The sequence below is a fragment of the Riemerella columbipharyngis genome (genome assembly GCF_900101995.1).
In the GTDB taxonomy this organism is placed as follows: domain Bacteria; phylum Bacteroidota; class Bacteroidia; order Flavobacteriales; family Weeksellaceae; genus Riemerella; species Riemerella columbipharyngis.
The window spans coordinates 25,921-50,789 of the sequence record NZ_FNAS01000002.1; the positions used below are offsets into that span (position 1 = coordinate 25,921).

22 protein-coding genes are annotated in these 24,869 nt (G+C 31.3%); 17 read left to right on the forward strand and 5 right to left on the reverse strand.

The features are described 5' to 3' along the window. The first annotated feature begins 2 nt into the window (after positions 1-2). The 17 genes from BLS89_RS01620 (at position 3) to BLS89_RS01695 (ending at position 21,507) form a co-directional block, all read left to right on the forward strand. A complete protein-coding gene (locus tag BLS89_RS01620; RefSeq protein WP_143017705.1) occupies positions 3-680 on the forward strand; it encodes a hypothetical protein in 678 nt (225 codons plus the stop codon). A gap of 70 nt (positions 681-750) precedes the next feature. Beyond that, the gene (locus BLS89_RS11140; protein WP_262501456.1) at positions 751-879 is read left to right on the forward strand and encodes a hypothetical protein; all 129 of its coding nucleotides are present in this window, start codon (positions 751-753) and stop codon (positions 877-879) included. Positions 880-947: 68 nt separating this feature from the next. After that, a complete protein-coding gene (locus BLS89_RS01625) occupies positions 948-1,487 on the forward strand; it encodes a hypothetical protein (protein WP_143017706.1) in 540 nt (179 codons plus the stop codon). A gap of 10 nt (positions 1,488-1,497) precedes the next feature. Beyond that, positions 1,498-2,715, forward strand: a complete 1,218-nt coding sequence (locus BLS89_RS01630) for a TraJ family protein (protein WP_092735775.1) — start codon at positions 1,498-1,500, stop codon at positions 2,713-2,715. Positions 2,716-2,718: 3 nt separating this feature from the next. After that, entirely contained in the window at positions 2,719-3,333 is a 615-nt protein-coding gene (gene traK / locus BLS89_RS01635) for a conjugative transposon protein TraK (protein ID WP_092735776.1), read from the forward strand. After that, on the forward strand, positions 3,296-3,700 hold the full coding sequence (locus BLS89_RS01640) for a hypothetical protein (protein ID WP_092735777.1): 405 nt from the start codon (positions 3,296-3,298) through the stop codon (positions 3,698-3,700). The genes traK and BLS89_RS01640 overlap by 38 nt, the downstream gene beginning before the upstream one ends. A gap of 1 nt (position 3,701) precedes the next feature. After that, the gene (traM, locus tag BLS89_RS01645; protein WP_317039406.1) at positions 3,702-4,958 is read left to right on the forward strand and encodes a conjugative transposon protein TraM; all 1,257 of its coding nucleotides are present in this window, start codon (positions 3,702-3,704) and stop codon (positions 4,956-4,958) included. Positions 4,959-4,968: 10 nt separating this feature from the next. Next, on the forward strand, positions 4,969-5,862 hold the full coding sequence (locus BLS89_RS01650) for a DUF4138 domain-containing protein (protein ID WP_092735921.1): 894 nt from the start codon (positions 4,969-4,971) through the stop codon (positions 5,860-5,862). A gap of 12 nt (positions 5,863-5,874) precedes the next feature. Next, positions 5,875-7,857 carry a type IV secretory system conjugative DNA transfer family protein gene (locus BLS89_RS01655; RefSeq protein ID WP_176763221.1) on the forward strand — a complete coding sequence of 661 codons (1,983 nt, stop codon included), beginning with the start codon at positions 5,875-5,877 and terminating at the stop codon, positions 7,855-7,857. After that, positions 7,854-8,651 (forward strand): M23 family metallopeptidase, encoded by a 798-nt coding sequence (locus BLS89_RS01660; RefSeq protein WP_092735779.1) that lies wholly within the window; start codon positions 7,854-7,856, stop codon positions 8,649-8,651. The genes BLS89_RS01655 and BLS89_RS01660 overlap by 4 nt, the downstream gene beginning before the upstream one ends. Continuing rightward, positions 8,644-9,510 carry a hypothetical protein gene (locus BLS89_RS01665; protein ID WP_092735780.1) on the forward strand — a complete coding sequence of 289 codons (867 nt, stop codon included), beginning with the start codon at positions 8,644-8,646 and terminating at the stop codon, positions 9,508-9,510. Before BLS89_RS01660 ends, BLS89_RS01665 begins: the two co-directional genes overlap by 8 nt. 51 nt (positions 9,511-9,561) lie before the next feature. Further along, positions 9,562-10,311, forward strand: a complete 750-nt coding sequence (locus BLS89_RS01670; protein WP_092735781.1) for a hypothetical protein — start codon at positions 9,562-9,564, stop codon at positions 10,309-10,311. Between the two features lie 66 nt (positions 10,312-10,377). After that, the gene (locus BLS89_RS01675; protein WP_092735782.1) at positions 10,378-11,103 is read left to right on the forward strand and encodes a hypothetical protein; all 726 of its coding nucleotides are present in this window, start codon (positions 10,378-10,380) and stop codon (positions 11,101-11,103) included. Continuing rightward, positions 11,087-11,425, forward strand: coding sequence for a hypothetical protein (locus tag BLS89_RS01680; RefSeq protein WP_092735783.1), 339 nt, complete (start codon positions 11,087-11,089; stop codon positions 11,423-11,425). The genes BLS89_RS01675 and BLS89_RS01680 overlap by 17 nt, the downstream gene beginning before the upstream one ends. A gap of 12 nt (positions 11,426-11,437) precedes the next feature. Next, positions 11,438-13,552: a type IA DNA topoisomerase gene (locus BLS89_RS01685; protein WP_245688785.1), complete on the forward strand. Its 2,115-nt coding sequence runs from the start codon at positions 11,438-11,440 to the stop codon at positions 13,550-13,552. Positions 13,553-13,561: 9 nt separating this feature from the next. Beyond that, the gene (locus tag BLS89_RS01690) at positions 13,562-20,242 is read left to right on the forward strand and encodes a MuF-C-terminal domain-containing protein (RefSeq protein ID WP_092735785.1); all 6,681 of its coding nucleotides are present in this window, start codon (positions 13,562-13,564) and stop codon (positions 20,240-20,242) included. 53 nt (positions 20,243-20,295) lie between these two features. Further along, positions 20,296-21,507, forward strand: coding sequence for a protein O-mannosyl-transferase family (locus BLS89_RS01695; RefSeq protein WP_092735786.1), 1,212 nt, complete (start codon positions 20,296-20,298; stop codon positions 21,505-21,507). A gap of 46 nt (positions 21,508-21,553) precedes the next feature. Here BLS89_RS01695 and BLS89_RS01700 read toward each other — a convergent pair whose 3' ends face one another. The 5 genes from BLS89_RS01700 to BLS89_RS01720 all read right to left on the reverse strand — a co-directional run bounded on the left by BLS89_RS01700 (position 21,554) and on the right by BLS89_RS01720 (position 24,866). Then, a complete protein-coding gene (locus BLS89_RS01700) occupies positions 21,554-22,123 on the reverse strand; it encodes a hypothetical protein (protein WP_092735787.1) in 570 nt (189 codons plus the stop codon). A gap of 93 nt (positions 22,124-22,216) precedes the next feature. Continuing rightward, positions 22,217-22,528, reverse strand: coding sequence for a DUF3853 family protein (locus BLS89_RS01705; RefSeq protein WP_092735788.1), 312 nt, complete (start codon positions 22,526-22,528; stop codon positions 22,217-22,219). Between the two features lie 7 nt (positions 22,529-22,535). Continuing rightward, positions 22,536-22,934, reverse strand: a complete 399-nt coding sequence (locus tag BLS89_RS01710) for a PH domain-containing protein (RefSeq protein WP_092735789.1) — start codon at positions 22,932-22,934, stop codon at positions 22,536-22,538. An 11-nt stretch (positions 22,935-22,945) separates the two neighbouring features. Then, positions 22,946-24,253, reverse strand: a complete 1,308-nt coding sequence (locus BLS89_RS01715) for a replicative DNA helicase (protein ID WP_092735790.1) — start codon at positions 24,251-24,253, stop codon at positions 22,946-22,948. Next, positions 24,246-24,866 (reverse strand): hypothetical protein, encoded by a 621-nt coding sequence (locus BLS89_RS01720; RefSeq protein WP_092735791.1) that lies wholly within the window; start codon positions 24,864-24,866, stop codon positions 24,246-24,248. The genes BLS89_RS01715 and BLS89_RS01720 overlap by 8 nt, the downstream gene beginning before the upstream one ends. Positions 24,867-24,869 lie beyond the last annotated feature (3 nt).

Below are 24,869 nucleotides of genomic sequence, written 5' to 3' on the forward strand. Positions count from 1 at the left end.
AAATGAATGTGAAATTCTCAATATTAGTCATTTGTACATTGTTTTTATATGTAAATATTCATTCTCAAACTATTGTTGTTAATGATAAATTATTATCTCAGTTATCTAAAAACCAAGCTGTAAGAGTTGCTAATAACAATGTTCTAACGAATATCTTCAAAAAACAAAGAGAGTTTTATGAGGATATGGAAAAAAAAGCTACAGAAATTACACTTATAGAGCAATATATTTATGATAATCTTCAAAAGGTTAATAATGCTATTTCAGACTCAAAACAAGTACGCTATACATTGCAACATACCACTAATGTTATGATAAAATTGATTGAATTGTCAGAATTATCAGCAGGGAATATCCAATATTCTATATTATATACAAAATATTATAGAGAATTATTAAAATTAGTATTAGATATAAGAGAAGAGTTAAAACAATATACTCAGAAGGTGTGGAATAGATTGATGGATAACTACGACAGACATTTCTTTATAAGCAGATTGTATGATAAAGTAAGACTTGTAGAAATAAATACTAACTATTTGATTTATCTTATAAAATATGCAAAAACAAAAAGTTATATGCGAAATGTAATTAATAATACATTTCTAAATAACTGGGTAATTCAAGACAAATCTATAATTGGCTCTATTATGATAAAATATAATCTTTTAAAGTATTAAGCAATGAAAAAAAGTATAATATTATTTTTTTATTTTCTTCTAAGTTTATGCTACTCTCAAAATAGGCTAAATGATGAAGCAATCGTTTCCCAACATAAGAGAATGGTTTATGACAGGTGGGGAGATTGGAGACCTTACGGAAAATACTTTCTTGGGATTCAAACAAACTTTGCGTACGCAACAGTATGGGGGTGGTTAGCTCCCAAGCGAAATAGGCGGTACAAAGCAGGAGCTGATATAAGACCGCTTAAAATAGGGGGAGAGGAAATGAAAAGAACGATTCTAGCAAAAGAACAAGAAAAATTAGCCGAAAAAATAAAGATTAGGCAAGACTCTATATATAAAAGAAAATTGCAAGATTTTGCATATTGGACTCCACTTACTGTAGATGCAGACCCTTTGTGGCTACTTTATTATAAAAGAATGCTTAAGCCTCTAAAAGAATTTCCGGATAAATTGAGTGATTGGAATGGCTTTGATGAAGAAGGATATAAAAAGTTATATAGTCTAGGTACAATTACAAGGCTACAAGAAAATTTGGATTTGCTGAAAAATCAGTACGAAATATCAAGAACAGTATCTATGCCAAGAGGGAAAAGGTTTATTCTATATCATAAAACTTTAATTGGCTGGAGGAAATTTTTATCCAATCTGGATAGTGAAAAGAAAAATGCATCGCTAATGATTTCTTATAAACAAAGAGAAAAAGAAAGAAAACAACCGTCAGAAATCTATAATCATCAAACAGATATGAAAATAGCAGAAAGAGTATTTATAAAATATCGGCAATTGATACATAATAATTAAGCAATAAAAAATGAAAAGAAAATTAGTAATATTTGGAGTGTTTGCAGTAGTTATACTTGTTCCTGTATTTATGTTTGGACAAAATCATTCTGACTCAGCAAATACGCTTAAATTTCTTCAAGGTGATGGAGCTATAGAGAAATGGTTCATCGAAATATTTGACAAATTACAAGTTAAAATAAATGACCAAGCAAGTGCTGCAAGTTTAGTAGGAAGAGCTATTGGAAGTTTAGGTATGTTAATGTATATGGGATATTTAGGCTGGAGAATGCAAGAGGGAATGGATGCGTGGAGTGTAACACCAATGATTAAACCTATAATAGTAGGTATGATACTAATAAATTGGGTTCCATTTACAAGAATGTTACAAGCTCCATTTGAGGCATTAGGAAATCCAACGAAAGCATCTTTCAAAGAGGTACAAAAAGATGCAGAAGATTTGAGGGCTAAAAAGTTTGAACTTCAGAATAAAATTATTGATTTTATTATTGAAGAAAAAGTGAAAGATAATTTAGCGAAAAAAAAATTAGAAAATGACAAAGATTTGATCAATCTTGGAATAGATGATAAATTCAATGAAATAATGATACCTATTGAAAAATGGTCTTTAAGTATTCAATTTAGACTTCAGAAATTAGTTGCTAGTATCATAGAATTTTTAGGTCTTGCAATTCTTAGAATTTGCATCTATTTGATTTTCTTTATTCAAAAAATATGGGTTTTTGTACTCATTGTATTAGGTCCTTTTGCTATTGGAATTTCACTCATTCCAGGGTTTGAAAGCTCAATGAATAATTGGATAGCAAAATTTATTAATATAAATCTATACACATTTATCGCTTATACAATAATGAATATAGGTCAAGAGCTGATTCTTGCGGGATATCATATGCAAATCGACAGACTAAATCAAATTGTAAACGATTCAGGTACGATAGACAAAGCTATGGCTTACTTATTTATTTCTAAAGACGGATTAATATATGATGAGTTATTTCCTATTGTAGCTTATTTAATAACAGCTATAGGAATATTGATGACACCAACGATAGCGGATACGATAGTTAGTGCAGGAGGTGCTGGAATAATGAGTAAGGCAAAAAGTGCAGCAACTACTGTACAGTCAAAAGCAAAAGGTGCAGCATCTGGAATTGCTAAAGGGGGTAGAATGATTGGGAATGTTGCAACAAATGTTGGAGGTAAATTAATGGGAATGATAAAAAAATAAAATATGTTAGTAAAATCAATAGAAAAGAAAATAAAAATCAATAAAGCAATAGCTATAGCAACCATCATAGCAGCATTGATAATGGTAATTTCGGCATTTGTTTTTTCTTACAGATTAATAGAAAACTCCCGAAAATCTATATATATATTGGACAATGGAGTTCCTGTGTTAGTGAAACAAACAGATTTAAGTCTTAATAGACCCGTAGAATACAAAGCTCAAATTGAGTTATTTCATCGTTTGTTTTTCACTCTTGCACCTGATGACAGTTACATTAAGGATAATATAGAGAAATCGTTATACCTAATAGATGACACAGGAAAACGAGAATACAATAATTTGAAAGAAAAAGGTTTTTACAATCAAGTTATTTCTTCTAATAGTATGGTTTCTATCCAAACTGATTCTATAAAACTAAATCTTCAAGAAATGAAATTCACTTATTATGGAAAAGAAGTTATCAATAGAAGATCCCAATTGTTAATTAGAAAATTAATTAGTGAAGGTTATCTGAAAGATATTCAAAGAACTCCAAATAATGCACACGGAGTATTGATTGAAAACTGGAGAATACTAAATAATGAACAAATATCAAGTCAAGAAAGATATGGATTATAACAACGAAAAAGAAACAGAAAAAAAAGGGATAAAAGAAAGAGTTATTAATAAACTTAATGAAAATCCCAAAAAGTTTTTCAAAATATCATTTATAATACTATGCGTATTAAGTATGATTTCAATAACAAAAGATTTACTGATTCCTAATAAGGAACAAAAAAATGGGATTACACTTCCATTAATGTATAACAGTAGTAGTGATAATGAAATGAAAAAATCATTCAAGGATTTTGAAAACAGCAAACAAGCCAATGAAATAATAGAAGAGCTCAAGTTTCTGAAAGAAAAAAGAAAAGCAGGGGCGTTCACTAAGGAAGATAGTCTGAGAGTGGATTATTTAATATCTCAACTAAAAAACATTAAATAAGATGAAAATAAAGAATATAGATTTTAAGCAAAAGAAGTATATCTATCCATTAATTGCATTTCCTTTCATTCTTTTTTTGGGGTATCAGTTTATTGATTTATTTGATGGAAACAAAAAAGAAAAAAATGAAATAAGTCAAGAAGTGAAAACTTCGCTTGGGGATGTTCCCGATACAATTATGACTAAAAATAATGCTTATGACAAGTTTTATAGGAATGGCGATACAAGGACAATGATTGATGGGTTGGACAAAATGAAAGACAGTACAAATGTATATACAGACAACCTTACTGAAACTCAAAAGAGAATGATAGATTCATTAGCTCAGTTAAGAAGAATAAAAGAAAGAAGTCGAGATGATGAATATAACAACCAAGAAGAGGACAGCAGCAGTAAAATCCGAAAAAGGAATAGAGAGAGATACAATAGCAATAATGACGATGATGAAGATTTCAAAAACTCGGAAAGGATTATAAAAATGCTTAATGGGAATGGGGATAGTAATAATGATAGAAATGAAATGAAAAAAGAAAATCTATCCAATTCTAATAATGAAGAAAAAGAAGAGGACCCAATTAAAATGATGAGACAGCAAATGCTTATGATGGATTCACTTGAAAAATCAAGAGATCCTGAATACCAAGCCAAGTTAGTAGCAGAGCAAAGATTGAAGGATAATAAGGAGAAAATGAAAAAGTTTTTGACTTCTACTTATGGAGTAAATAAAAATCCAAATAAAGGGATTTTCAACGACATAAAGGTTCATACTGAGAATAAAATGATTAAAGCCGTGATAGACGAAAATACAAAATCATATTTGGGCAGCAGAATTAGACTAAGATTATTAGAAGATATATATGTTAAAGGCATTAAAATTCCAAAAGGAACGACATTATACAGTTTAATTTCCGGATTCAAATTACAAAGAGTAGAGCTTAGTGTTGTTGCTATATTAGATAACGGAGAAATTCTACCTGTAAATCTTAGCGTGTATGATATTGATGGTATGAAAGGACTATATGTTCCAAATAGCATTTTTCGAGAAATGTTAAGACAATTGGGAAGTAATACCATTCAAGGAGGCACACCATTGGAAAACGGTGGGCAGTCATTTTATAAAAGCCTATTGAGCAATGTGTTTTCTTCTGCATCTCAAACTATTTCTAACATTATCAGAAGCAATAAGGTAAGATTGAAATATAACACATATATCTATTTAATAGATGAAAAAGAACTTGAAAGTAAAAATAATAAATAACTCAAAGAATATGGAAAGAATAAGAAAAACATTAGCATTAATTATTGTAATGATAACTGTATTAGTTAATGCTCAGAGTGGGAAAAAAGTAACTAATATAGAGACTTTGCCAGCAGTCTATATGACAGAAGATGTTAATCTCCATTTTATTTCGCCTGAACCTATACAGTTTGTCGATATTTCTACTAATAAACTTGTTGGAGATTTACCAACAGATAACATTGCAAGAATTAAAATTTTTAATAGCAAAAGTGAGGTTTCGGATACCTTGAATTTAAAATCAAATTCATCGAAAATTAATAAATATAAGTTTAGCAATGGGCAATTATTAGGAGTGATAACAGTTGTTGGACAATCTTTTATGGCTCAATATAAGGCTATATACAAGAAAAACAAGTATAATATAACTACGAATATAGAAGTTCAGCCTGATGATATGCAACCACTAGAATTTCCAAAAGAAACTTTTAGTAATAAAGAACTGACGAACTTTGCTATGAGAATTTTTGAATTGAAAGACAAAAAACAGATTCGGAGTGTTAAAGACTTAAAACTAAATTTATCACTCAATCACATTTATGTAATTGATGACTACATTTTTCTCGATTTATCAATAGAAAATTCATCAAATCTTAGTTACGATATCAATCAATTGAAATTTACAATTGATGATAAAAAGATATACAAAGCTACAAATAGCCAGACAATTGAGCTGAAACCAATATTTAGATTATTCGGAATGAATAGTTTCAAGAAAAAATATCATAACATATTTGTTTTTAGAAAATTCACTTTTCCAAATAGTAAGGTATTAAAAATTAGAATTGCTGAAGACCCTATTTCGGGTAGAACAATAGAATTAAAGGTTAAATACAAAGACATTTTAGAAGCAGATACTATATAAAAGACAGGAATGATACAAGAACAACAACATCAAATAAAATTATATGGGCTTTTTCAAAAATTAGTCTATGGCACTGTAGTTTTAGATTGTTTGATTCTTTTTTATGGGAAAGCAGATATTAAATTTCTTTCAAATTTATTGCAAGGATTTTCTAAAATGGGCTTTTTTTATCCGCCGTTTAATGCCAAAATTTTTACTCTGATATTAATTGCTATAGTAGCAACAGGAACTAAAGCACAAAAGAAAAAAGACTTAAATGTTGTGAAAGAAATTGTTATTCCTATAATTATTGGTGTAGGGATGATGATGTTTTCATTACTCTTTACTTCCGAAGCTGGAAATCCTAATCTACCTGTAGCAATTAAAGGACTTAATCTCTATCAAATTATCTATGGGATATTATCCTTAGCGGGAGCTTTAATAGCTCAAATAGGAGCAGATAATATATCAAAACATATGAAAACAAAGATGGGGAAAGATAGATTTAATACCGAAGAGGAATCTTTCGAGCAAAATCGAGAATTGATTGAAACTGATACATCTATTAATCTCCCATATCTTTTTAGATATCAAAAGAAAACTAATAAAGGTTGGATAAATATCGATCCTTTTAGAGGTACTGTGGTCATTGGAGTGCCGGGAAGTGGTAAATCTTTTGGCGTAATAAATCCTGCGATACGCCAAATGGTAAGTAAAGGGTTTTCTATATGTCTGTATGATTTTAAGTTTCCGGATTTAACTAAAATCGCCTACTATCATTATCTAATTAAGAAACAAACAGACAAAGAGTATAAACATAATTTTGTGGTTATTAATCTAAATGAAGTTGAGAAGTCTAAAAGAGTAAATCCTTTCAACAAGAAATATATTACCACTTTGGCGGAGGCTCAAGAAATGGCAGAAGCTATGGTGTCAGCCTTACAAAAAGGAGGATCTTCAGCCGGAGGTAGTTCAGAACAATTTTTCACCCAATCTGCAATCAATTTCTTTTCCTGTGTAGTCTACTTCTTTGCCACTTACGAAAATGGTAAATATTCGGATTTACCTCATATTCTATCATTTATGAATAAAAGTTATCAAGAAATTTTTGATACTCTTTTTGCTCACGAGGAGTTGGAGTCCTTATTGTCTCCATTTAAATCTGCATATGAAAATCAAGCTTTCGACCAATTAGAAGGACAGGTAGGTACTTTGAAAATATTTATGTCTAGATTAGCTACCAAAGAATCCTTTTGGGTGTTTTCGGGAGACGAAGTAGAATTAAAAATTACAGATAGAGAAAATCCCTCAATTTTAGTATTAGCTTCTGATCCTAACACACAAGATATTAATTCAGCTTTATATTCTTCCGTTCTTAACCGTATATTGAAAGTTATAAATTCTGATGGAAACTTACCCGGTGCTATTATCGCAGACGAGTTCCCTACAATTTATATTCACAAAATCGACAATGTGGTAGCTACTGCAAGAAGTAAGAAGATAGCCGTATTATTAGGTTTGCAAGAACTCCCACAGCTAAGACAGTTTTATAAAAAAGAAGTGGCGGATACCATTACTGCCATTACCGGGAATATCTTATCAGGAGCTGTGAGGGACAAGAATACATTAGATTGGTTGGAAAAACTATTTGGCAAAATAAAACAGAAAAGTTATTCTCAATCTATTTCCCAGCAGGGTACTTCCACTAGTATATCTGAAAAAATGGATTTTCTTATTCCAGCAGGAAAAATCTCAACGCTTCAAACAGGAGAAATGGTGGGGATGATAGCAAAAGGAAAGAATAATGAAGAGGAGGAATATAAAACATCCGCTATAAGTGGGAAAATTAATTTAGATATGAATGCTATCAAACAAGAAGAACAGAACTATGTAGAAATGCCCAATTATTATTCCTTCATTGATAAATCCGGAGCGGACAAAAAGAATGAGGTTCTGATGACCAACTTCAGAAAGATAAATAAAGAGGTGGATATAATTGTAAATGGTAAGCTATGAAAATAAAAATAATATTTACAATAGGACTATTATGTGGGTTCTTGCAAGTAAATTCACAACAATTCAATACTCTATTTGCTACAAAATTAAAAGATAGAGAAGTTAAAAATGTTATTGATACTAATGCGGTATCAAATAAAAAAGAAAACTTTCTATTAAAACTATTCTCTAAAAAAAGAAATAAAGAAAAGAAAAATACTGAAACAAAGAATAAAAACGAGAAAAACGAAATTATAGATTCATTGAAAACTCTATTTAAGGAGTACAATGAAAATATTCTCAAGAAAGTATTTATAGAAAAATATAAAGAAATAGAAAATAGAAAAAATAAATCATCTAATAACCAAGAAAAAGATTCAAGCCCAAGAATACATATGCCTATTGGAGATGAATTGGTCGTGACATCGAAATATGGAATGAGATTTCATCCTATTGAAAGAAAATGGAAATTACATAACGGGGTTGATTTGAAAGCTAATTTTCAAAATGTATATGCCGTCCTGAATGGTTTTGTGACAAAAGCAGGTTGGGATACTAAAGGTGGTGGAAATTACATCGTAATAAACCACCCTATGGGATTTCAAACGGAATACCTGCATTTGTCTAAAGTTTATTACAAAGTAGGAGAACTGGTAAAATCCGGATATGTAATAGGTAAAAGCGGAATGAGTGGAGAAGCTACCGGACCACATCTACATTTTGCCGTTAAAGAATATGGGAAGTTTATCAACCCCGTTAAATTCCTAAAAGAACTAATTAAAGCTAACAATTTAATATCTAAAAATAATGAATAAAAGCACATTACCCACAGAAGATTTAAAAAGGTTCGGAATTATGAATAATGACGGATCATTTAATAAAAAGTTGAAGGAAACCGATTTAGAAAAATTTCTAAACGGATATGTTATGATTGCCGAAAATAAGGATAAAAGACTGATTTTTCAGTTGAAAGAAAATAACACAAAATTGGAATATTCCGCTTTTCAATTTGAGAAAAGTTTAGAAGACATTATGGAGAAAAGCAGACAAGAAATCCAATATGCAAAGAGTGAAAAACTTACTGATGTAAATGTAGGGGATGTATTCATCTTTAAGGATGTTCCCGAAGAGAAAAATATAGTTACAGAAATTTTAAACGATAAAAATGAAAACATCATAGGCGTAAAATATAAAAGGGAAAATGGGAATGAGGAAATTATAATGAAATCATACTTAGATGAAAATTGTAAGAATCAGAGCAACTCTCATAGTATCCACGCCTTTGTTTATGACAAGAAGAACAATGAAATCAAAGAGTATGATATTCTGCAACATAAAGAGTTACTAAAAGAAGAGATTATAAAGTCAAAAGACCAAAAGGAACTAAACAAGTATAAAAACGAATTACTCAAATTGAAAGGATTTCTTCAAGACAAATATGAGAAATATCCTGAGATTGGGAAACAAATAGAAGAAAACATCAATATAATAAGTAACGAGATTAGTTCTATTGATGGCTTATCTGTAGACTCCGATATCCAATGGAAACAAGAAAAGTCAGACATTGAATTAGATGTGAATGACCAAGACTTATACCAAGATGCCAACAGGATGAAAGAAAAGCAAGAACAGGAACAAGAGCAGGAAAGAAAGAGGGGATTTAGAAGATATTAATACTTAATATATATAAATATGAAATAGAACAAAAACAATCAAAACAAAACAATGGAAAAAGAATTTAACCAACAAGAGTATCTCGAAAACAAAATTAAATATTTAGGTTTTGGAGAAAGTGAAAAAATCAAAAATGATTTGAAAAAGGGAATAGAATCAGGAGATGATAAGTTTTCTATCGAAACTTCTTACCCAAAAGAAAAATTATTAAAGGGAAATGAAGCTGTATTCAATCTTAATTTTTCTAAATCAGAAAAGGGAGGGGTATTCCTAAATTCCTTTAATGCAGTACTACGAAATGAAAAAAAAGAGGATAGAAGTCATAGCTTTAAGGCTAATGGAACTATAACGGCTAAAGAAGCTGTTAATCTTTTAGAAGGACGAGCTGTTAAGACTGAGTTGGAAAATAAAGAAGGACAAAAACAAGAGGTCTTCGTTAGATTAAATTTAAAGGAAAAAAATGAGTACGGGAATTATAAGACAGAATACTACCATAAAAATTATGGTATAGATGTCGATAAAATAATGGAAAAATCAAAACTCGTATTCAAAGATGATGCAGAAAAAGAAAATATTAAACACCATTTAGAAAAAGGAAATATCACAAACATTTCTTTTAAGGATGAGAAAAATCAATTACAAGAAGGAAAGGCTTATTTGAATGTTCAATATAAGATGCTTAATATGTATGATAAAAATCTTAACCGAATTAATACTAACAAGCCCTTGAAAGACTTGGAAATTGATCAAGAGAAAGAAAAATCTAAAGTAGTGCAGCAATCAATATCCAGAGGTATATAATTTTTTTCGACACAGAGAGGATGGATAATATCGTCCTCTCTAAATTTTATCAAAAAAGAAAAACAAATGGAAAAAATAAAGTATGTATTATTTTCTATAATATGTTGTCTCGTTCTTGTATCTTGTAAAAAGAAAATAAAACCATATTCCGGCGGGATTGATATCGTTTCTAATGTCTATTTTAATCCAAAGAAAAGTCTTGATAGTATGAAAACCTTTATAGTATCAAAGTTGAATTATAAAGGTGATACTATCATTGAGCTCATTCCTAATATGGAGATACCTGTATTATATGACAGAGTGTTACTACTTAAAGATTCTCTATGCTGGGATTTAGGCGATACGCTAAGTTCAAGAAGCAAAAATATTAAAGATATAATCTCAAAAACTAAACCTACATATGCTCACGCAAAGGGTATGGGTGCTGTGTATTTGAAAAAAGACTGGATACCTAATTATTTGAATAAAATAGATTTGAAAGATACTATTCTTTTTGGAAAAAGGTATAAAAGATTTCAGATAAATTCTCCGCAAAGTTTTTCTATCTATTACATTCATCCTACGGATACTATATTGCCTTATCAGTTATATCCAAAAGTAGCAGAACAGTATGGAGGAAGAATAGAGCGAATAGACAGTTATAACAAGGAAAAAAACATATTCATGACGATGCAAATTCTCTTAAAAGAAAAGTGGGATAAAGAAGCCAAAGATATTTTTGATTTTAATCAGTTCTTAGAAAAAAAGGAAAGTAGAAATAAAAATTATCATAAAGATGAAGAGAAGAAATAAATTTGTTCGTGCCAACACCTTAGAAAATGCATTCAAAGTAAGGCTTATACAAATCTATAAAAAATATATTCCAATAATAGAAAAGGAAGAAGATAGTTTTGAAATAGAAAGGCAATTTTCAAAAGAATATAAAGAAATTGAAAGGATTTTTGATTTTCCTTCACTTCCGTTTGTTTTGATCGATAGAGCCTTTACCTCTGTAAACAGCGATACGAGAATTAGCATAGAAAAACCTAAGATATTTTTAGAATTTCTTGAAAATGAAGCTTCTATTTGGGAGGCTTTATATAAATTTAATAAATACGCACGAGTTAACTTTTAATCCAAAATAAATATGAAACTCATCATCGCTGAAAAGCCCGCACAAGCGAGAGACTACGCTAACGCTTTGGGCGGTTTTACAAGAAAAGACGGTTATCTTGAAAGTTCCGAATATTATATAACTTGGTGCTTTGGACATTTAGTTGAATTAGCCAAAGACACGGCTTACAGAGAGGGTACAAAATGGGAAAAATCATACTTACCATTATTACCTAAAACTTTTCAATACAGCATAGGAACAGATGCCAAAGGTAATGTAGATGCAGGAAAGAAAAAGCAGTTAGATTTGATAAAAACCTTAGCAGACAAATCCTCTGAAATTATTAATGCTACCGATGCAGACAGAGAGGGCGAGCTGATTTTTAGGTATGTATATAATTATCTAAAACTTGATAAGCCTTTCAAACGCTTATGGATGATAAGCTCATTGACAAAAGGAGACATCTTAAAAGGTTTCTCAAATCTTCTTTCTTCCGATGAAGTAAAGAATCTTTCAAAATCAGGCTACGCAAGGGCTATTTCAGATTGGCTTATTGGTATCAACGGAACGCAATCAGCAACACTTCAATTAGGAGGCGGACAACTTTTAAGCATCGGAAGAGTACAAACGGCTATTCTTAAAATAATCTGTGAACGTTATTTGAAGAATAAAGATTTTAAAACTTCATATACCTATCGATTAAAAGCCAATCATAATCAACCATTGGAATTTGATTCCAAGACGGCTATTTTTGAAACCGAACTGATAGCTAATAATTATCTTAATCAGTTAGATAAACAAAAACATCAGTTTGTCAATTCAGAAACCAAAACCACGCAACAAGCACCACCGCTTTTATTTTCTATTGATACGCTAATAGTTAGTTGTAATAAATTATTTAATCTTTCAGGACAGGAAACCTTAAATATCGCACAATCATTATATGAAAAAAAACTGACTACTTACCCAAGAACCGATAGTAATTATATCAATGAAGAAAATTTTTCAAACTTGAAAAAATTTATACCAAGCCTCTCACAAGAATTGTTACAAATAGATTTTTATTTTTCTGTGGAAAAACCCAAGTCTGTCAATGCAGAGAAGCTCACAGGTTCGCACGATGCTATTGTTCCTACAGGTCAAACCGATAATTATGAAGGTCTTACAGAGAAAGAAAAACAAGTGTACCAGCTGATTTTACGTCGATGTTTGGAGAGTTTTTCAACTCCTGCACAATATGAAAAAACCACCTACAAATTTCTCAATAATACCATAAAATTTACTACAAATACGAGTATTTTAATAGATTCTGGTTGGAAGAGATACAGCCTACAAAATACCGAAAAAGATGAAAATCAAGATGAAGATGAAAAGGCTTTTAAATTAGATTTAAAACCCAATGAATTTGTGCCTGTAACAGAATTCGAGATAGTTAAAATCGAGTCGAAACCACCTGCATTATATACCGACGCCAATTTGACGCCAGCCCTTACACATATTGATAAATTTTTGCAAGAAGAAAACCCAGCATTATACCAAGAACTTAAACAGAAAATAGATTTAAAAGATGTGCAAATAGGCACGCAAGCCACACGACCAGCTATTATTGAAAGGCTAAAAAAACTAAACTTAATCAAAGTTGAAAAGAAAAAATATATCCCTACAGAAACAGGGTTGAACTACTATAACACTATCAAAGATTTACAAGTCTCAAATATTGCAAATACTGCGATACTTGAAAAGCAACTGAAAGATATACAAGAGGGTAATATTTCAGAAAATCAATTTTATACAGAACTTAATCAATATGTAACGAATGTTGTAAATGACATATTTTCATTACAAAATAACACCATAACTAAAACTAAGCAAACTAAAAAAGCAATTGGAATATGCCCCAAATGTAAAAAAGGGAATGTAATTGAGGGTAAAAAAGGATTTGGCTGTACCGAATGGAAACAAGGTTGCGATTTTGTGATTTGGAAACAAATAGCTGGTAAAAAAATAACAGAAAGCAATGTGAAAAGCCTAATTGAGAAAGGCACAACCTCTAAAATCAAGGGCTTTAAAAGCAAAGCAGGAAAGCCTTTTGAAGCTAAACTGACGCTTAATGATGACTTTAGAGTAGAGTTTAATTTTAATTTTTAAAAATAAGTGATGAACCGACTATCTAACGAGGATATACAGAGAATAACCGAAAGCCTTTCTGTGCTTGATTACTTCTTGTATTTGGAAAAACAAGGTAAAGTTAATTTTGACCGTAAAACAGGTCACGATTATTACTTCATTACAGAGAATAATAAATTTTCAGTTACCGATAGTAGTTATTATGATTTCAAAACAGGAGAGGGAGGAAAAATCATTAAAGCCGTGATGCAATTAGAAAACAAATCGTGGAAAGAAGCAGTTGATTTTCTCAAAAATTTTTCAGGAATAGAGAGAGAAATGAGTTTTAATGCAGAAAAAGAAAAGATTGAAAAAGAGCATAAGGAAAATGGCGGAAAAATTAAAAAACAATTCACAACAATTCCCAATAACGAAAAACTATTAGCATATTTCGAGAGCAGGGGGATTGACAGAGATATTCTGAAAGCCAATACAGAGCAGGTTCATTACAAAATAGGCGATAAAAAATATTTTGGTATAGGTGTCAAAAATGAAAGTGGAGGATATGAAATTCGTAGTCCCTATATGAAATCAAAAATAGGAAACGATATATCCGTCATTAAAGGTACAAAAAACGAATTAGTAGTATTCGAGGGAATGACTGATATGCTTTCCTTTCTGCAACTGGCAAAAGAACGCAATAAACCAAATAATAGAACTTTGGTTGTCTTAAACTCGGTTACCAATGTAGATAAATTTTTAGATAAATACAAAGACTATTCAGGTAAAATTAATCTTGTTTTAGACGGAGATAAGGTAGGAGAGGAAGCTACACAAAAAATAAAGGATTACTTCAAGCAAACTAATGTGATTGATTTAAGACAGAGATTTAATATAAATGAAAATGGCTATCCAGACTTAAATGCAGTACTCATAGGGTTTGTCAAACAAAAAGAAAGTACTAACACAAAGGGAATACAAGAAAAAAATAATATAAATAGTGTTAATGAACAATTCAACACAGACTTACAAAAATTAAAAGAAAATACACTTCCCAAAGGCTATATCTTGCAGTTGGGTTATCCTAATGAAATATTACAAAGTACTGGCATACCAGACTTACCTATTGAAATGAACGCCGTAAGACTGCGAGAGAAATCTCAACAAGACAATCACCCTTTTGAGTTATCAGAGGTCGAGAACCTGCCAGATGCAATACAAAACCCCATAGCAGTATTTGAGAGTAGCACCATTTTTGGCAGACGAGTAATTTTTACAGAGTTACAGCATAAGGAGAAAAACTTTGTGGCTGTATTAGAACTGGAAAAAATTAATAAAAATAAAATAGAAGTAAACGATATTAGAAGCGTTTATCCTCGTAATAATACTCAAATAATAAGAGCTATAGCTACCAATCAAACACTATATCTTAATAAAGAAAAAACTACCGAATGGTTGAACAGACAGCAGTTCAATTCCGCTGAGGCTACTCAACTTATCGATAGCACCACAAAGATAATACAAAATTTTGAAAATCCAAAAATAAATGCACAAAAAAATATCAATCAAGAGAATGCCACTGCGGAGAATTCTCAAAACAAAGAAATAGTTTTAGAAAAGGGGATGGAGGTTCGTTCTAAAAGTACAGGCGAGACCTTTACACTTTATTCTCTTTCTGACAATGAAATAAATTTAGAAAAGGCAACAGGATTTTCAAGAGTTCGTCAAATCAGTTTTTCTCCATATTCTAATATTGAGGAGCTGTTTAATCGTTACGATTTCTATGATTTTAATGGAGAAAAGATTGAATATTCAGAAAAAAGTCGTATTTTTATACAAGAAAATAACGTAAAACAATTAATAGAAAATGAAAATAGTAAAAGACAATCCGAAAATTTTTCCACATCTGAGCCAGTGGGAAGAGAAACACCTAAATCAAACGATAGAGAGCTTGACACGCAAAGCCAATCCGAGCAAGCAAGAAATCACTCAGGCGGACAAGGAATGGACAGCCACGATGCTGGAAATGGACTTAGCCAGTCAGAGCGGGGCGATTTGGGAAGAGGAGGAAGCGTGGGAACCACCTTACTTGGAACACAACAAAGCAGCGTTGAAGGCACAAGAATTATACACGAAGAGGGACATAGAGGGACTGAAGGAGCTGTTAGAGGAAGTGAATCAGCCGAACACAATAACTTTCGTGGAGAGCAAAATCAAGCAGATAATGGCGGAGGATTATCTCGAGCAGGGGGATATAGAGGCGTTAGACCAAATGTGGGAGAACGAGACGGAGCCAGAGATGAGGGAATTCCTCAGAATCAAAACACTACAAGTGAGAGACTTGCCGTATTAATCCAAGAGATTAAAAAGCACCCAAAGCCTACCAATGAGCAAATAACAGAGGTAGTCAATTTGGCTACTTCTGTTTCTTCTGAAAAGACTATTGAATTAAAAGAAATTCCACAGGAACTTCAAGAAGATTTAAAAAATATAATTTCACAATACAAAAGCGGAGGCATAGCCAAAAAAGGGCGTGGTGTATTAGATGAATATTACACCGATATTGAAATTGTTACCAGCGTCCACAATCTCATCAAGGACAATTTCAAAGGACAAGGTCAAATACAAGTATTAGAACCCAGTGTGGGTATAGGTAACTTCTTGTATGCCAGTGAAGAATTAGGTGTAAAAACTCAGATAAATGCCTTTGAAATCAATGAAACTACGGCAAAAATAGCCAAAATATTACATCCTAATGCCATAATAAATTTACGCTCTTTTGAGACGGAATTTATAGATGATAACGGACAGAAAAAATCCTTTGCTCCCCAGTATGACTTAGTCATCGGTAATCCGCCTTACGGACAACACAGGGGGTATTATTATGGATTGGGAGAAGAATCTAAAATCAGCCGATACGAAGATTATTTTGTCAAACGCTCTTTGGATGTTTTAAAAGAGGGGGGGACATTAGCAATGGTTCTTCCGTCTTCTTATCTAAATAGGCAAAACAAGCTAAATAATGCAGAAATGGTCCAAGCATTTCGTTTGCCTAATGGCGTATTTAAAGGAACTGATGTCGCTACAGATATTCTAATTTTAAAGAAAAATAGCCATATCCAAAACAATGATATTTCTAATTATTTCAATCTCGAAGAAAACCAAAAACGAGTTTTAGGTGAGATAGGCATAAAAACAAATCGCTATGGTCGAGAAGAATCTTATGTGAAAGGCGATTTATTTAGCGCCTTGACAGTGATTCAAGAAATCTCAAGAAACAATTTAAAGATACAGGAAAGAGAAAAAGAACCGATACAATTAGATCTTTTTAGTGAAGTAAATAATTCACAGAGTTTAGAAGTTGATGTTAATGCAAAAAATGGAAAAGATAAACAACAAAAAGAAGAACCAAGCAAACAAAATGAAAATGCCGTCATTCTTGCCAAAGCCAAAGGGAAAGTAGAAAATGCCCTCAACACATTAGAAAATATCAAATTTAAATCGTTCTCCGTCGTACAGGAGATAGAAAAATACAGTAAATTAAAAATCCGTTTGGAAGAAGAGCCGAATGAATTTAGTCAAGAGAATCTGGAAGAAATCTCACAAAAGGCAGATAACATTATCAAACTGCAAAAGAAGCAGGATAAGGAATATTTAATCCAAAACAAGCCCGAAATCAAAAAAGGGGTTCTCAAATATATATTTGAGAAAAAAGATAATATTGTTGAAACGGCAATACAAAACAATTCTCAAATCCAACAAGAGCAAATCGAAGCCTTTACCAATACTCGATACGACGGAGAGCTTTTAATCCACGATGAGAAACTTCAAAAATATGCGAATTACCAAGATGGTGTTTGGATACACGACTTTTACTATCAAGAGGGCAATATTTACGATAAATTAGAGCAGTTAGAGGAAGATAAAGAAAAAATTTCAGAAGCGCAATATGAAAAACAAAAAAGTCTTTTAGAAAGCGTTTTACCCAAAAAGAAAAGTTTAGACGAAATCATTATAGCGCCCAATCACGAGTTTGTGCATTCTCATTATTTGGATTCGAGACAAAAGGAATATTATAACTATTCTACGAAAAAATATGAAACAAAGATTCAAGATTATTATCTATCTGATAAGTTCAAAGATTTTATCCATACACTTCCTCAAGAGGCTTTTGGCTCATCTGATAGGTGGGAAGTTCGAGCTTTTGTAGATAATGAGAGTGTTACAGGTGGAGATGCCAAACGAAATGCGTTAGTGAGAGAACGGAGAAAAGAAGTTGCCAACGACTTATTCAACAAGTTTTTGAGGGAGGAATTAACTGATGCAGAAAAAGAAAAATTTGTATCGGAATTCAACAGAAGATTTAATAATATATATGTTCCGGATTATTCGCAGTTTCCTTTGTTTTCAAAAATACACCAAAATTTTAAAGGAAGTCCGTTGCGATTAACCGAAGTACAAAAGGCTGGTATTGGACGATTAACCACCAAAGGCGTAGGATTGTTGGCACACGAGGTTGGGTTTGGCAAAACATTATCCGGTGTACTCTCTATGCACGAAGCAATGGAGAGAGAAAATGCTAAGCGACCTCTTATTGTCGTCCCGAATAACAATATACTAAAGCAATGGGTAGAAACCATTTTTGAAACGATACCCAATGCTAAAGTTAATGTTTTGGGTAACTTAGGAAAAGACTACGACCTTTCTAAATTTGACAATAAAGATGGGGAGATAACATTAGTAACTTACGAGGGATTTAATAATATCGGTTTTTCGAAAGAAACTACAGACCGACTGGCAAATAAATTTAGTTACATTTCCAAACAAGAAATAAAAGGTTTGCGAAATGCAGAAAATGATAGTGATAAGATAGCCCCCTATGCTATCATAGAAGACTCAAAATCTGAAAGGGATATACAAAAAGAAATTGCTCAGGAAGCTGAGTTAAAAGGTAAAATGAAAAAAGGCAAAGTGTACGATTGGGAAGATTTTGGCTTTGACCATTTGACCTTTGATGAAGTGCATAATGCTAATCATATTGTAGGCAAGGTAAAGATAGAAGATAGACGCTTTGCCTCTGATTTTAGAAGTCAAAATCAACGCACCAGTGCTTTGGGAATTAATACTTGGATGGCGGCTCAATATATTCAAGAACAGAATGATGGACGAAATGTTACGCTTCTTTCTGCAACGCCATTTACCAACAAGCCCCTGGAGTATTATTCCATTTTATCACTGATAGCCAATAAACGACTTGAAAAATCGGGCTATTTCCATGTTAATAATTTTTTTGAAACCTTTATGGAGGCGGACAATGAAATGGAAATCGATGCCACAGGAGGCATTAAAAATAAAACTAATATTCGTAGGTTTAAAAATAACGCTTTATTTCAACAATTGTTATCGGAATTTATAGATATCAAAGGCGAAGAAGACAACCCAGAGCTTAAACGCCCTAATCGTATTAATAAAGAATATAAAATTGAACAAAACAATTTAACGATAGAGCAGTATGACCTATTAAATGAAAATTACGATGAAAGCCAAGATGGAGCAATTTTAACACATATTTTGAACGCACGATTAACAGCTATTTCTCCGTATTTGTCGCCTTACTATGAGGGAAAACAACCGACGGCAAAAGAGTTCGTAGAAAACTCGCCTAAACTGAAAACCACAATGGATTTAATCGCACAGAATAAAAAAGATGAACCCAACGCAGGACAGATTATTTATTCCGAATTGGCGGTAAATGAATTTCCGAAGCTGAAAGAGTATTTAGTTCAAGAAGTAGGATTTAAAGAGAAGGAAGTAGCATTGATAACAGGTGCCACTTCAAAAAATCAAAGGATCCAAATCCAAGAGGATTTTAATGAGGGAAAAATAAAGGTTATCATCGGCAGTTCAGCCATACAAGAAGGAATGAATTTGCAGGAAAAAACCAGCGATATGTATCTTTTGTCCCTGCCTTATAATTTCACTTCGTTGAGACAAACAGAGGGTAGAGCTTGGAGACAAGGCAATCAATGGGAAAATGTACGGATTAATTTCATGCTTACAAACGACAGTATAGATGTCTTTATGCTACAAAAATTGCAAGTTAAACAAGCGCGTTACATGGAGGCAATGAAGAAAGATGTGGATATTCTGGATGTTTCTGATATTAATACGGCAGAATTGAAAACGGCTATTATTACTAATCCTACAACGAGAGCAGGGATAGAAATAGAAGTGATGAGAAAGCGGTTAGAAGAAGAAAAAACTCGCTTAATAGCTGATGGAGCTTTTTCCTCAAGAAAAATGGAAAAATACTATGAAGCTCGGAGTAAAGAAAAAAGAATTGAAGATGAAATCAAACAATACGAAGAGTGGAGTAAAGATGGCGGTGATTATTGGAAAGACAGGGCGGTTCTACAACAAAAATCTTTAGCTGAAGCAAAAGCTGAAACAGAAAAGGTATTAGAAAAGTTAAGAAAAACAGGAATTGATGTAGATGGTTTTCAGAAGAAACAGGCTATCTTAGAAGAGAAAGTAAAAGAAATAGATTTAAAAATAGAGGGCTTAGGGGAGGTGAAATCTGAACTAGAGCAGAAATACATTGCAGAAAAAGAAAAACAACTCCAACAAAATAAAGACTATGACTATGTAGCTGAAAGAGCTCAAGAAAATAAAACATTCTATAAACTGAGGGAAGTGGAACAGCAACAAAAACAAAGAGGGTTTAAAAGGTAAAATATTATATTTAGAAGAATCGTATCTTTGTATTTTAAGCTAAAATTATTTTGATGAGAAAAAATCATTTAGTAATATTATGTCTTTCAATAATCGCTATTGTATATGTTTTTTCTATTGCAAAAGACCCTATTTTAGGGGATAGTCTTGCCTTTTCTGTTCAAGCTTGTAAGGGCTTTGATATAGGAACTAATGCTACCAATCATTTTTTATACTCTAACTTTCTTGCATTAATATTTAAGCTATTTCCCATTTCTGTGAATCCACACTATATTTTCACTTCCGTGAGTATCCTATTTTCTATAGCTACTTTATGGTTAATCCGGAAATTTCTTTTATTATTTGATATTTCTCATAAAAATACTTTATTGCTATTTTTTTTATTGGGATTATCTTTTACTTATTGGAGGATTTCTATTATCACAGAAGTTTACGCATTTTATATATTTTTTACAGTATTATTTTTATACTATGTCTTTCGATATGTGAAAACACCTAAAAATTCAACTTTTATAATACTCTCTTTTATATTAGGTTTATGCTTTCTAATACATATCCAATCTATTTTATTAATCCCTTCCTATCTATTATTGGCTTATAAATCGATGAAAATCGATTATAAACAGACTATCATTGGGACTTGTTTGTTTTTAGTTGTTTCTTCTATATTGCTTATTCCTGTAGCTTTGGGAAAGCACGATTTTATGGCAATTCTTAATGACGATAATCCTAATTACTCTTTTCTAAAAATCAATATAATAGAATCTTGTAAAGCATTGCTTAGAAATATTGGCTTTTTGGTCTATAATTTTACTATATTCTTGTATTTTATATTAATAGGATTTCGAAAAATTCAGTACAAAAAATATGTTCTGGCAATACTTATCCCTTATTTTGTATTCATAATAAAACACGATGTCTCGGACAGCTATGTGTTTCAATTAGTTCCTTATGTATTTTTACTTGTGGCAATGGGGAAAGGTGTTGAATGTAAGTTCAATCGTTTACCAATAGCAATTGTATTAATCCTTCCTTTATTTTATTTTTCAACATATAAAATTATTGGCTACACACAGTTTGGGAAAAAAATAAATAATGAGAAAGGATTCAAAGGAGGCGTAAGGTATTTGATGTTTCCGGCATTGAATGGCAATCCTCCTATAGATGTCTTTATTAAAGATTATCAAAATGGAAAAATTGATAAGAAAGAGGAGTTCAAAACTCAATATAATTATGCAATAGAATGGAAAGAAAAAAATAAGTAACTACTAAAAAAATCCCTTCTGAATACAGGAGGGATTTCTTATCTAATTAGTGGGATATTTGGACTTCTCCACTCATTAGAGCAGTAGCAAGTTCTACAATGTATTTTTTTCCGTTAATCTCTACAACGGCAGAATAGTCTTCACTATCGTCATCAAACTGAAAATCCAATATTTTAGCTGTTTTACCAGCTATTTTTTTAGCTGTTTTTGAGATAGATAAATCTTGAATTTTTTCTAATGCGTCTGCACTATATTGAAAAGCTGCAGTTTTACTGATAATCTCATTTACTGTCATCATAGTTCCTATATTACTAGTATTCAATCCAACAACGGAAGCTCCGTCGGAAACTATATCAGCTACATTTGACAAGAGTTTAGTATTTAAAAATCTTTTAGGCTTAATAGACATAAAATCTCTACCATTATATGGCAAATATACAGTTAATGTATCTCCTTTATTGAGTTTATATACCTTATTGTCTACGGTATTGATTGTTACCCCACTATCATTTGCTCTTATAGAGGTAACGGATAATGATTCTGTCTGTGACTGTGCAAATGCAGTAGTAGCTGTTGCAGAAAGAAAAAACAACACTAATAGAATAATTTTTTTCATAATACTTCTTTTTAAATTTTTATAAGGTCAAATATAAAAAACTTTTTTTAGACAGGAAGGATCTGAATATAAATATTTTAAAGTCTTTTGCTGTCATTTATATTTTTTTTGCTTCATTAATTCTATAAATTTTTCTTTATCTATTATTATTAGTTTTCCTTGTTGGAAGATAGCTTCGTCAAATATCCCCTCTTTTTTTATCCTAGAAGCTGTTGATATTGAGCAACCTAGTAATTTAGATAAACCAGCTAATCCATACAAGTATGTCTTTTCACTTTTATTAGCTTCAGATTCAGATAATACAGATTTCGTCACTTCTTTTGTCATTTCTAAGAATTCTCCGATAGACAGATGAAATAAGGGAGTGTCCATATCTATGTTTGGCTTGTTTTTTTCTTTATTCATAGTGTTTTTATTTATTGTCTAAAATCTCTTTTCTGAATTTTAGTGGGTCAGAAATTTTGTAAATTGTTGAAACTCCTAAATTTGTTATTTTTAGATAACCATATCCAAATATCTTTCCTAATAGGCTTTGATAAACTTCAATACTTTCTAATCTATTCAGTGTTATATCGTTGATATAAGTGCTGATAATGCCTTGTTTTATAGTAAGTGTTTTTGTATTCATCAAAGTAATATCGGTAAAATAGTTTTCTAAATAATCCCGAAGACCTATAAGGGATAATAAAACAAATGGTATTGACCAATAGTTTATCCCGATGATAGCAGCAATGAAACCTATCACAAATTTAATGGAAGGGATAATGTAACTTGTCCAATGAATTTTTGCTTGATAAATAGTATTGTTCATAATTAAGGTTTTTAATAAATATCGTTAAATTTAGATGTTGCCATATTCACTTTATATCTATTTGACAATAGACCACCTTGTCTATTTTTCTGTATCAAAATTTCTATTTCTCCAGCTGTAGCTGAACAATTATAATATTCATCCCATTGTTCTATTCCATAGTATTCCGGACGATAGAGAAAAATAACTTCGTCTGCATCTTGCTCAATTGAACCGGAATCTCTTAAATCAGATAATTTTGGGCGTTTATCAGGTCTTTGCTCTACTTGCCTTGATAATTGGGATAATGCTATTACTGGAATATCTAATTCTTTTGCAAGAGCTTTTAAACTTCTTGATATTTTAGAAATTTCTTGTTCTCTATTTTTTGCTGATTCATAAGAAATTAGTTGAAGATAATCAACGAATAAAATTCCAATTCCATATTGTAATTTCATCATTTTAGCTTTCAGTCGTAGATTTTGAATAGTTATGGACGAACTATCATCAATTTGAATATTTAGACTTTGAAGATAAGGTTTGAAGTCATAAAATCTTTCTTTTTCTGCATCGCTCAGTCCCTTTCTTAATAATGATGAATTCGGTATTTCAGTGGCGTTTGTTACTATTCTAGTAGCTATTTGCTCTGCCGACATTTCCAATGAAAAAACTCCAACAGGAATATCTTGTGCTACTGCATCTATTATTTCCTGTACCATAAATGCTGTTTTTCCCATTCCAGGACGACCAGCAACAATGCTTAAATTTGATTTTTGCCAACCGCCTATAGCTTTATTTATGATATCAATAGATGACATTACACCTGTTATTTGAGAGGTTATATTCTCAAATTTATTTTGTATTTGGTCTATCAATCTGGGAAAATTATTTTGTGGAGAATTTCTTTCAATAAATTTATCAATGAATAGTTCATCAAAATTACTCATTGCAATATCTCTGATTGAAAATATATCGTATTCTGAAGATTTGGCAATTTCTATCAGAGAAGTAAACTTTTTTATAAAGTCTCTCTTTATGGCAAGTTCCACCAATATCATTATATGTTCTTCTATACTATATGAAGAATTATATTTTGAAAGCAACTCGATGACCCTATTCTCAAGATTTTTTCCTTCCATTTTTTTCAACAGAATGAGGGTGTCGAAATTTTTATTTTCATCAACAAGCTCTTTAATACTTAGAAATATCAGCTTATTATCAAGATTTTCAAATATTTCCTCTGACAACCTATGATAATATTTAAAGTAAATAGTAGGATTCTGAATAATTGAGCTTAGCACGCTATCCTCAAGCTCTTTATTTACTAATATATTATTCATTGTATGTGGTTTTTGGTCTTCTAATAGAAGGAGTATTAAAAATATTATTTTGAGGCATAGAAGCTTTTTTCATATATGACATTGCTGTTTTTAGTGCTATTCTCCAATTTATGATAGGTTTATTGTATCCATTATTCCAATCATTATCAATCCAAGATTGATATTTGATTTTAATTTGAAAATCCATCGTACTATCATAAATTTCAACAGTTTTTGCATAGTTCATAAATTCTTCCAAAGATGGAATTTCCTTTTTCCCATTCGGCTTATTCTCTTTGATTTTTTCTGTATTTTCTAAAGATTGAATTTTTGAGGATGAAGTTATAGGTAAAGAAGTATCCAAATCTAAAATAGAGTAGATGGAGCTAAATCCTTTTTTCCTTTCTACCATTACTAACTTTTCTTTTATTATAGATTTCCGAGCGTTAAAAATTGTTTTTTTAGAAACAGATAAATCCTTTGATATCTCAGTATCACTAATTTGCACTTTTGTTAGACTATTTATTTTAGATTTATGTAGTATATACAAATAAAGGGTTACCTCTATAGGTGCAAGTTTTTTATGATTGTTAAAATCCCAAAATTTAACAAGTAAATCGAGGTAATCCATCATTAT

Excerpts from the sequence above, each read along its gene's own strand:
- BLS89_RS01700 (WP_092735787.1), bottom strand. The coding sequence starts at position 22,123 with ATGAAAAAAATTATTCTATTAGTGTTGTTTTTTCTTTCTGCAACAGCT.
- BLS89_RS01695 (WP_092735786.1), top strand. The coding sequence starts at position 20,296 with ATGAGAAAAAATCATTTAGTAATATTATGTCTTTCAATAATCGCTATT.
- BLS89_RS01650 (WP_092735921.1), top strand. The coding sequence starts at position 4,969 with ATGGAAAGAATAAGAAAAACATTAGCATTAATTATTGTAATGATAACT.
- BLS89_RS01690 (WP_092735785.1), top strand. The coding sequence starts at position 13,562 with ATGAACCGACTATCTAACGAGGATATACAGAGAATAACCGAAAGCCTT.
- BLS89_RS01660 (WP_092735779.1), top strand. The coding sequence starts at position 7,854 with ATGAAAATAAAAATAATATTTACAATAGGACTATTATGTGGGTTCTTG.
- BLS89_RS01640 (WP_092735777.1), top strand. The coding sequence starts at position 3,296 with ATGAACAAATATCAAGTCAAGAAAGATATGGATTATAACAACGAAAAA.
- BLS89_RS01715 (WP_092735790.1), bottom strand. The coding sequence starts at position 24,253 with ATGAATAATATATTAGTAAATAAAGAGCTTGAGGATAGCGTGCTAAGC.
- BLS89_RS01675 (WP_092735782.1), top strand. The coding sequence starts at position 10,378 with ATGGAAAAAATAAAGTATGTATTATTTTCTATAATATGTTGTCTCGTT.
- BLS89_RS01665 (WP_092735780.1), top strand. The coding sequence starts at position 8,644 with ATGAATAAAAGCACATTACCCACAGAAGATTTAAAAAGGTTCGGAATT.
- BLS89_RS01680 (WP_092735783.1), top strand. The coding sequence starts at position 11,087 with ATGAAGAGAAGAAATAAATTTGTTCGTGCCAACACCTTAGAAAATGCA.
- BLS89_RS01620 (WP_143017705.1), top strand. The coding sequence starts at position 3 with ATGAATGTGAAATTCTCAATATTAGTCATTTGTACATTGTTTTTATAT.
- traM (WP_317039406.1), top strand. The coding sequence starts at position 3,702 with ATGAAAATAAAGAATATAGATTTTAAGCAAAAGAAGTATATCTATCCA.
- BLS89_RS01685 (WP_245688785.1), top strand. The coding sequence starts at position 11,438 with ATGAAACTCATCATCGCTGAAAAGCCCGCACAAGCGAGAGACTACGCT.
- BLS89_RS01720 (WP_092735791.1), bottom strand. The coding sequence starts at position 24,866 with ATGATGGATTACCTCGATTTACTTGTTAAATTTTGGGATTTTAACAAT.
- BLS89_RS01625 (WP_143017706.1), top strand. The coding sequence starts at position 948 with ATGAAAAGAACGATTCTAGCAAAAGAACAAGAAAAATTAGCCGAAAAA.
- BLS89_RS01705 (WP_092735788.1), bottom strand. The coding sequence starts at position 22,528 with ATGAATAAAGAAAAAAACAAGCCAAACATAGATATGGACACTCCCTTA.
- BLS89_RS01670 (WP_092735781.1), top strand. The coding sequence starts at position 9,562 with ATGGAAAAAGAATTTAACCAACAAGAGTATCTCGAAAACAAAATTAAA.
- BLS89_RS01630 (WP_092735775.1), top strand. The coding sequence starts at position 1,498 with ATGAAAAGAAAATTAGTAATATTTGGAGTGTTTGCAGTAGTTATACTT.
- BLS89_RS01710 (WP_092735789.1), bottom strand. The coding sequence starts at position 22,934 with ATGAACAATACTATTTATCAAGCAAAAATTCATTGGACAAGTTACATT.
- BLS89_RS11140 (WP_262501456.1), top strand. The coding sequence starts at position 751 with ATGATGAAGCAATCGTTTCCCAACATAAGAGAATGGTTTATGACAGGT.
- traK (WP_092735776.1), top strand. The coding sequence starts at position 2,719 with ATGTTAGTAAAATCAATAGAAAAGAAAATAAAAATCAATAAAGCAATA.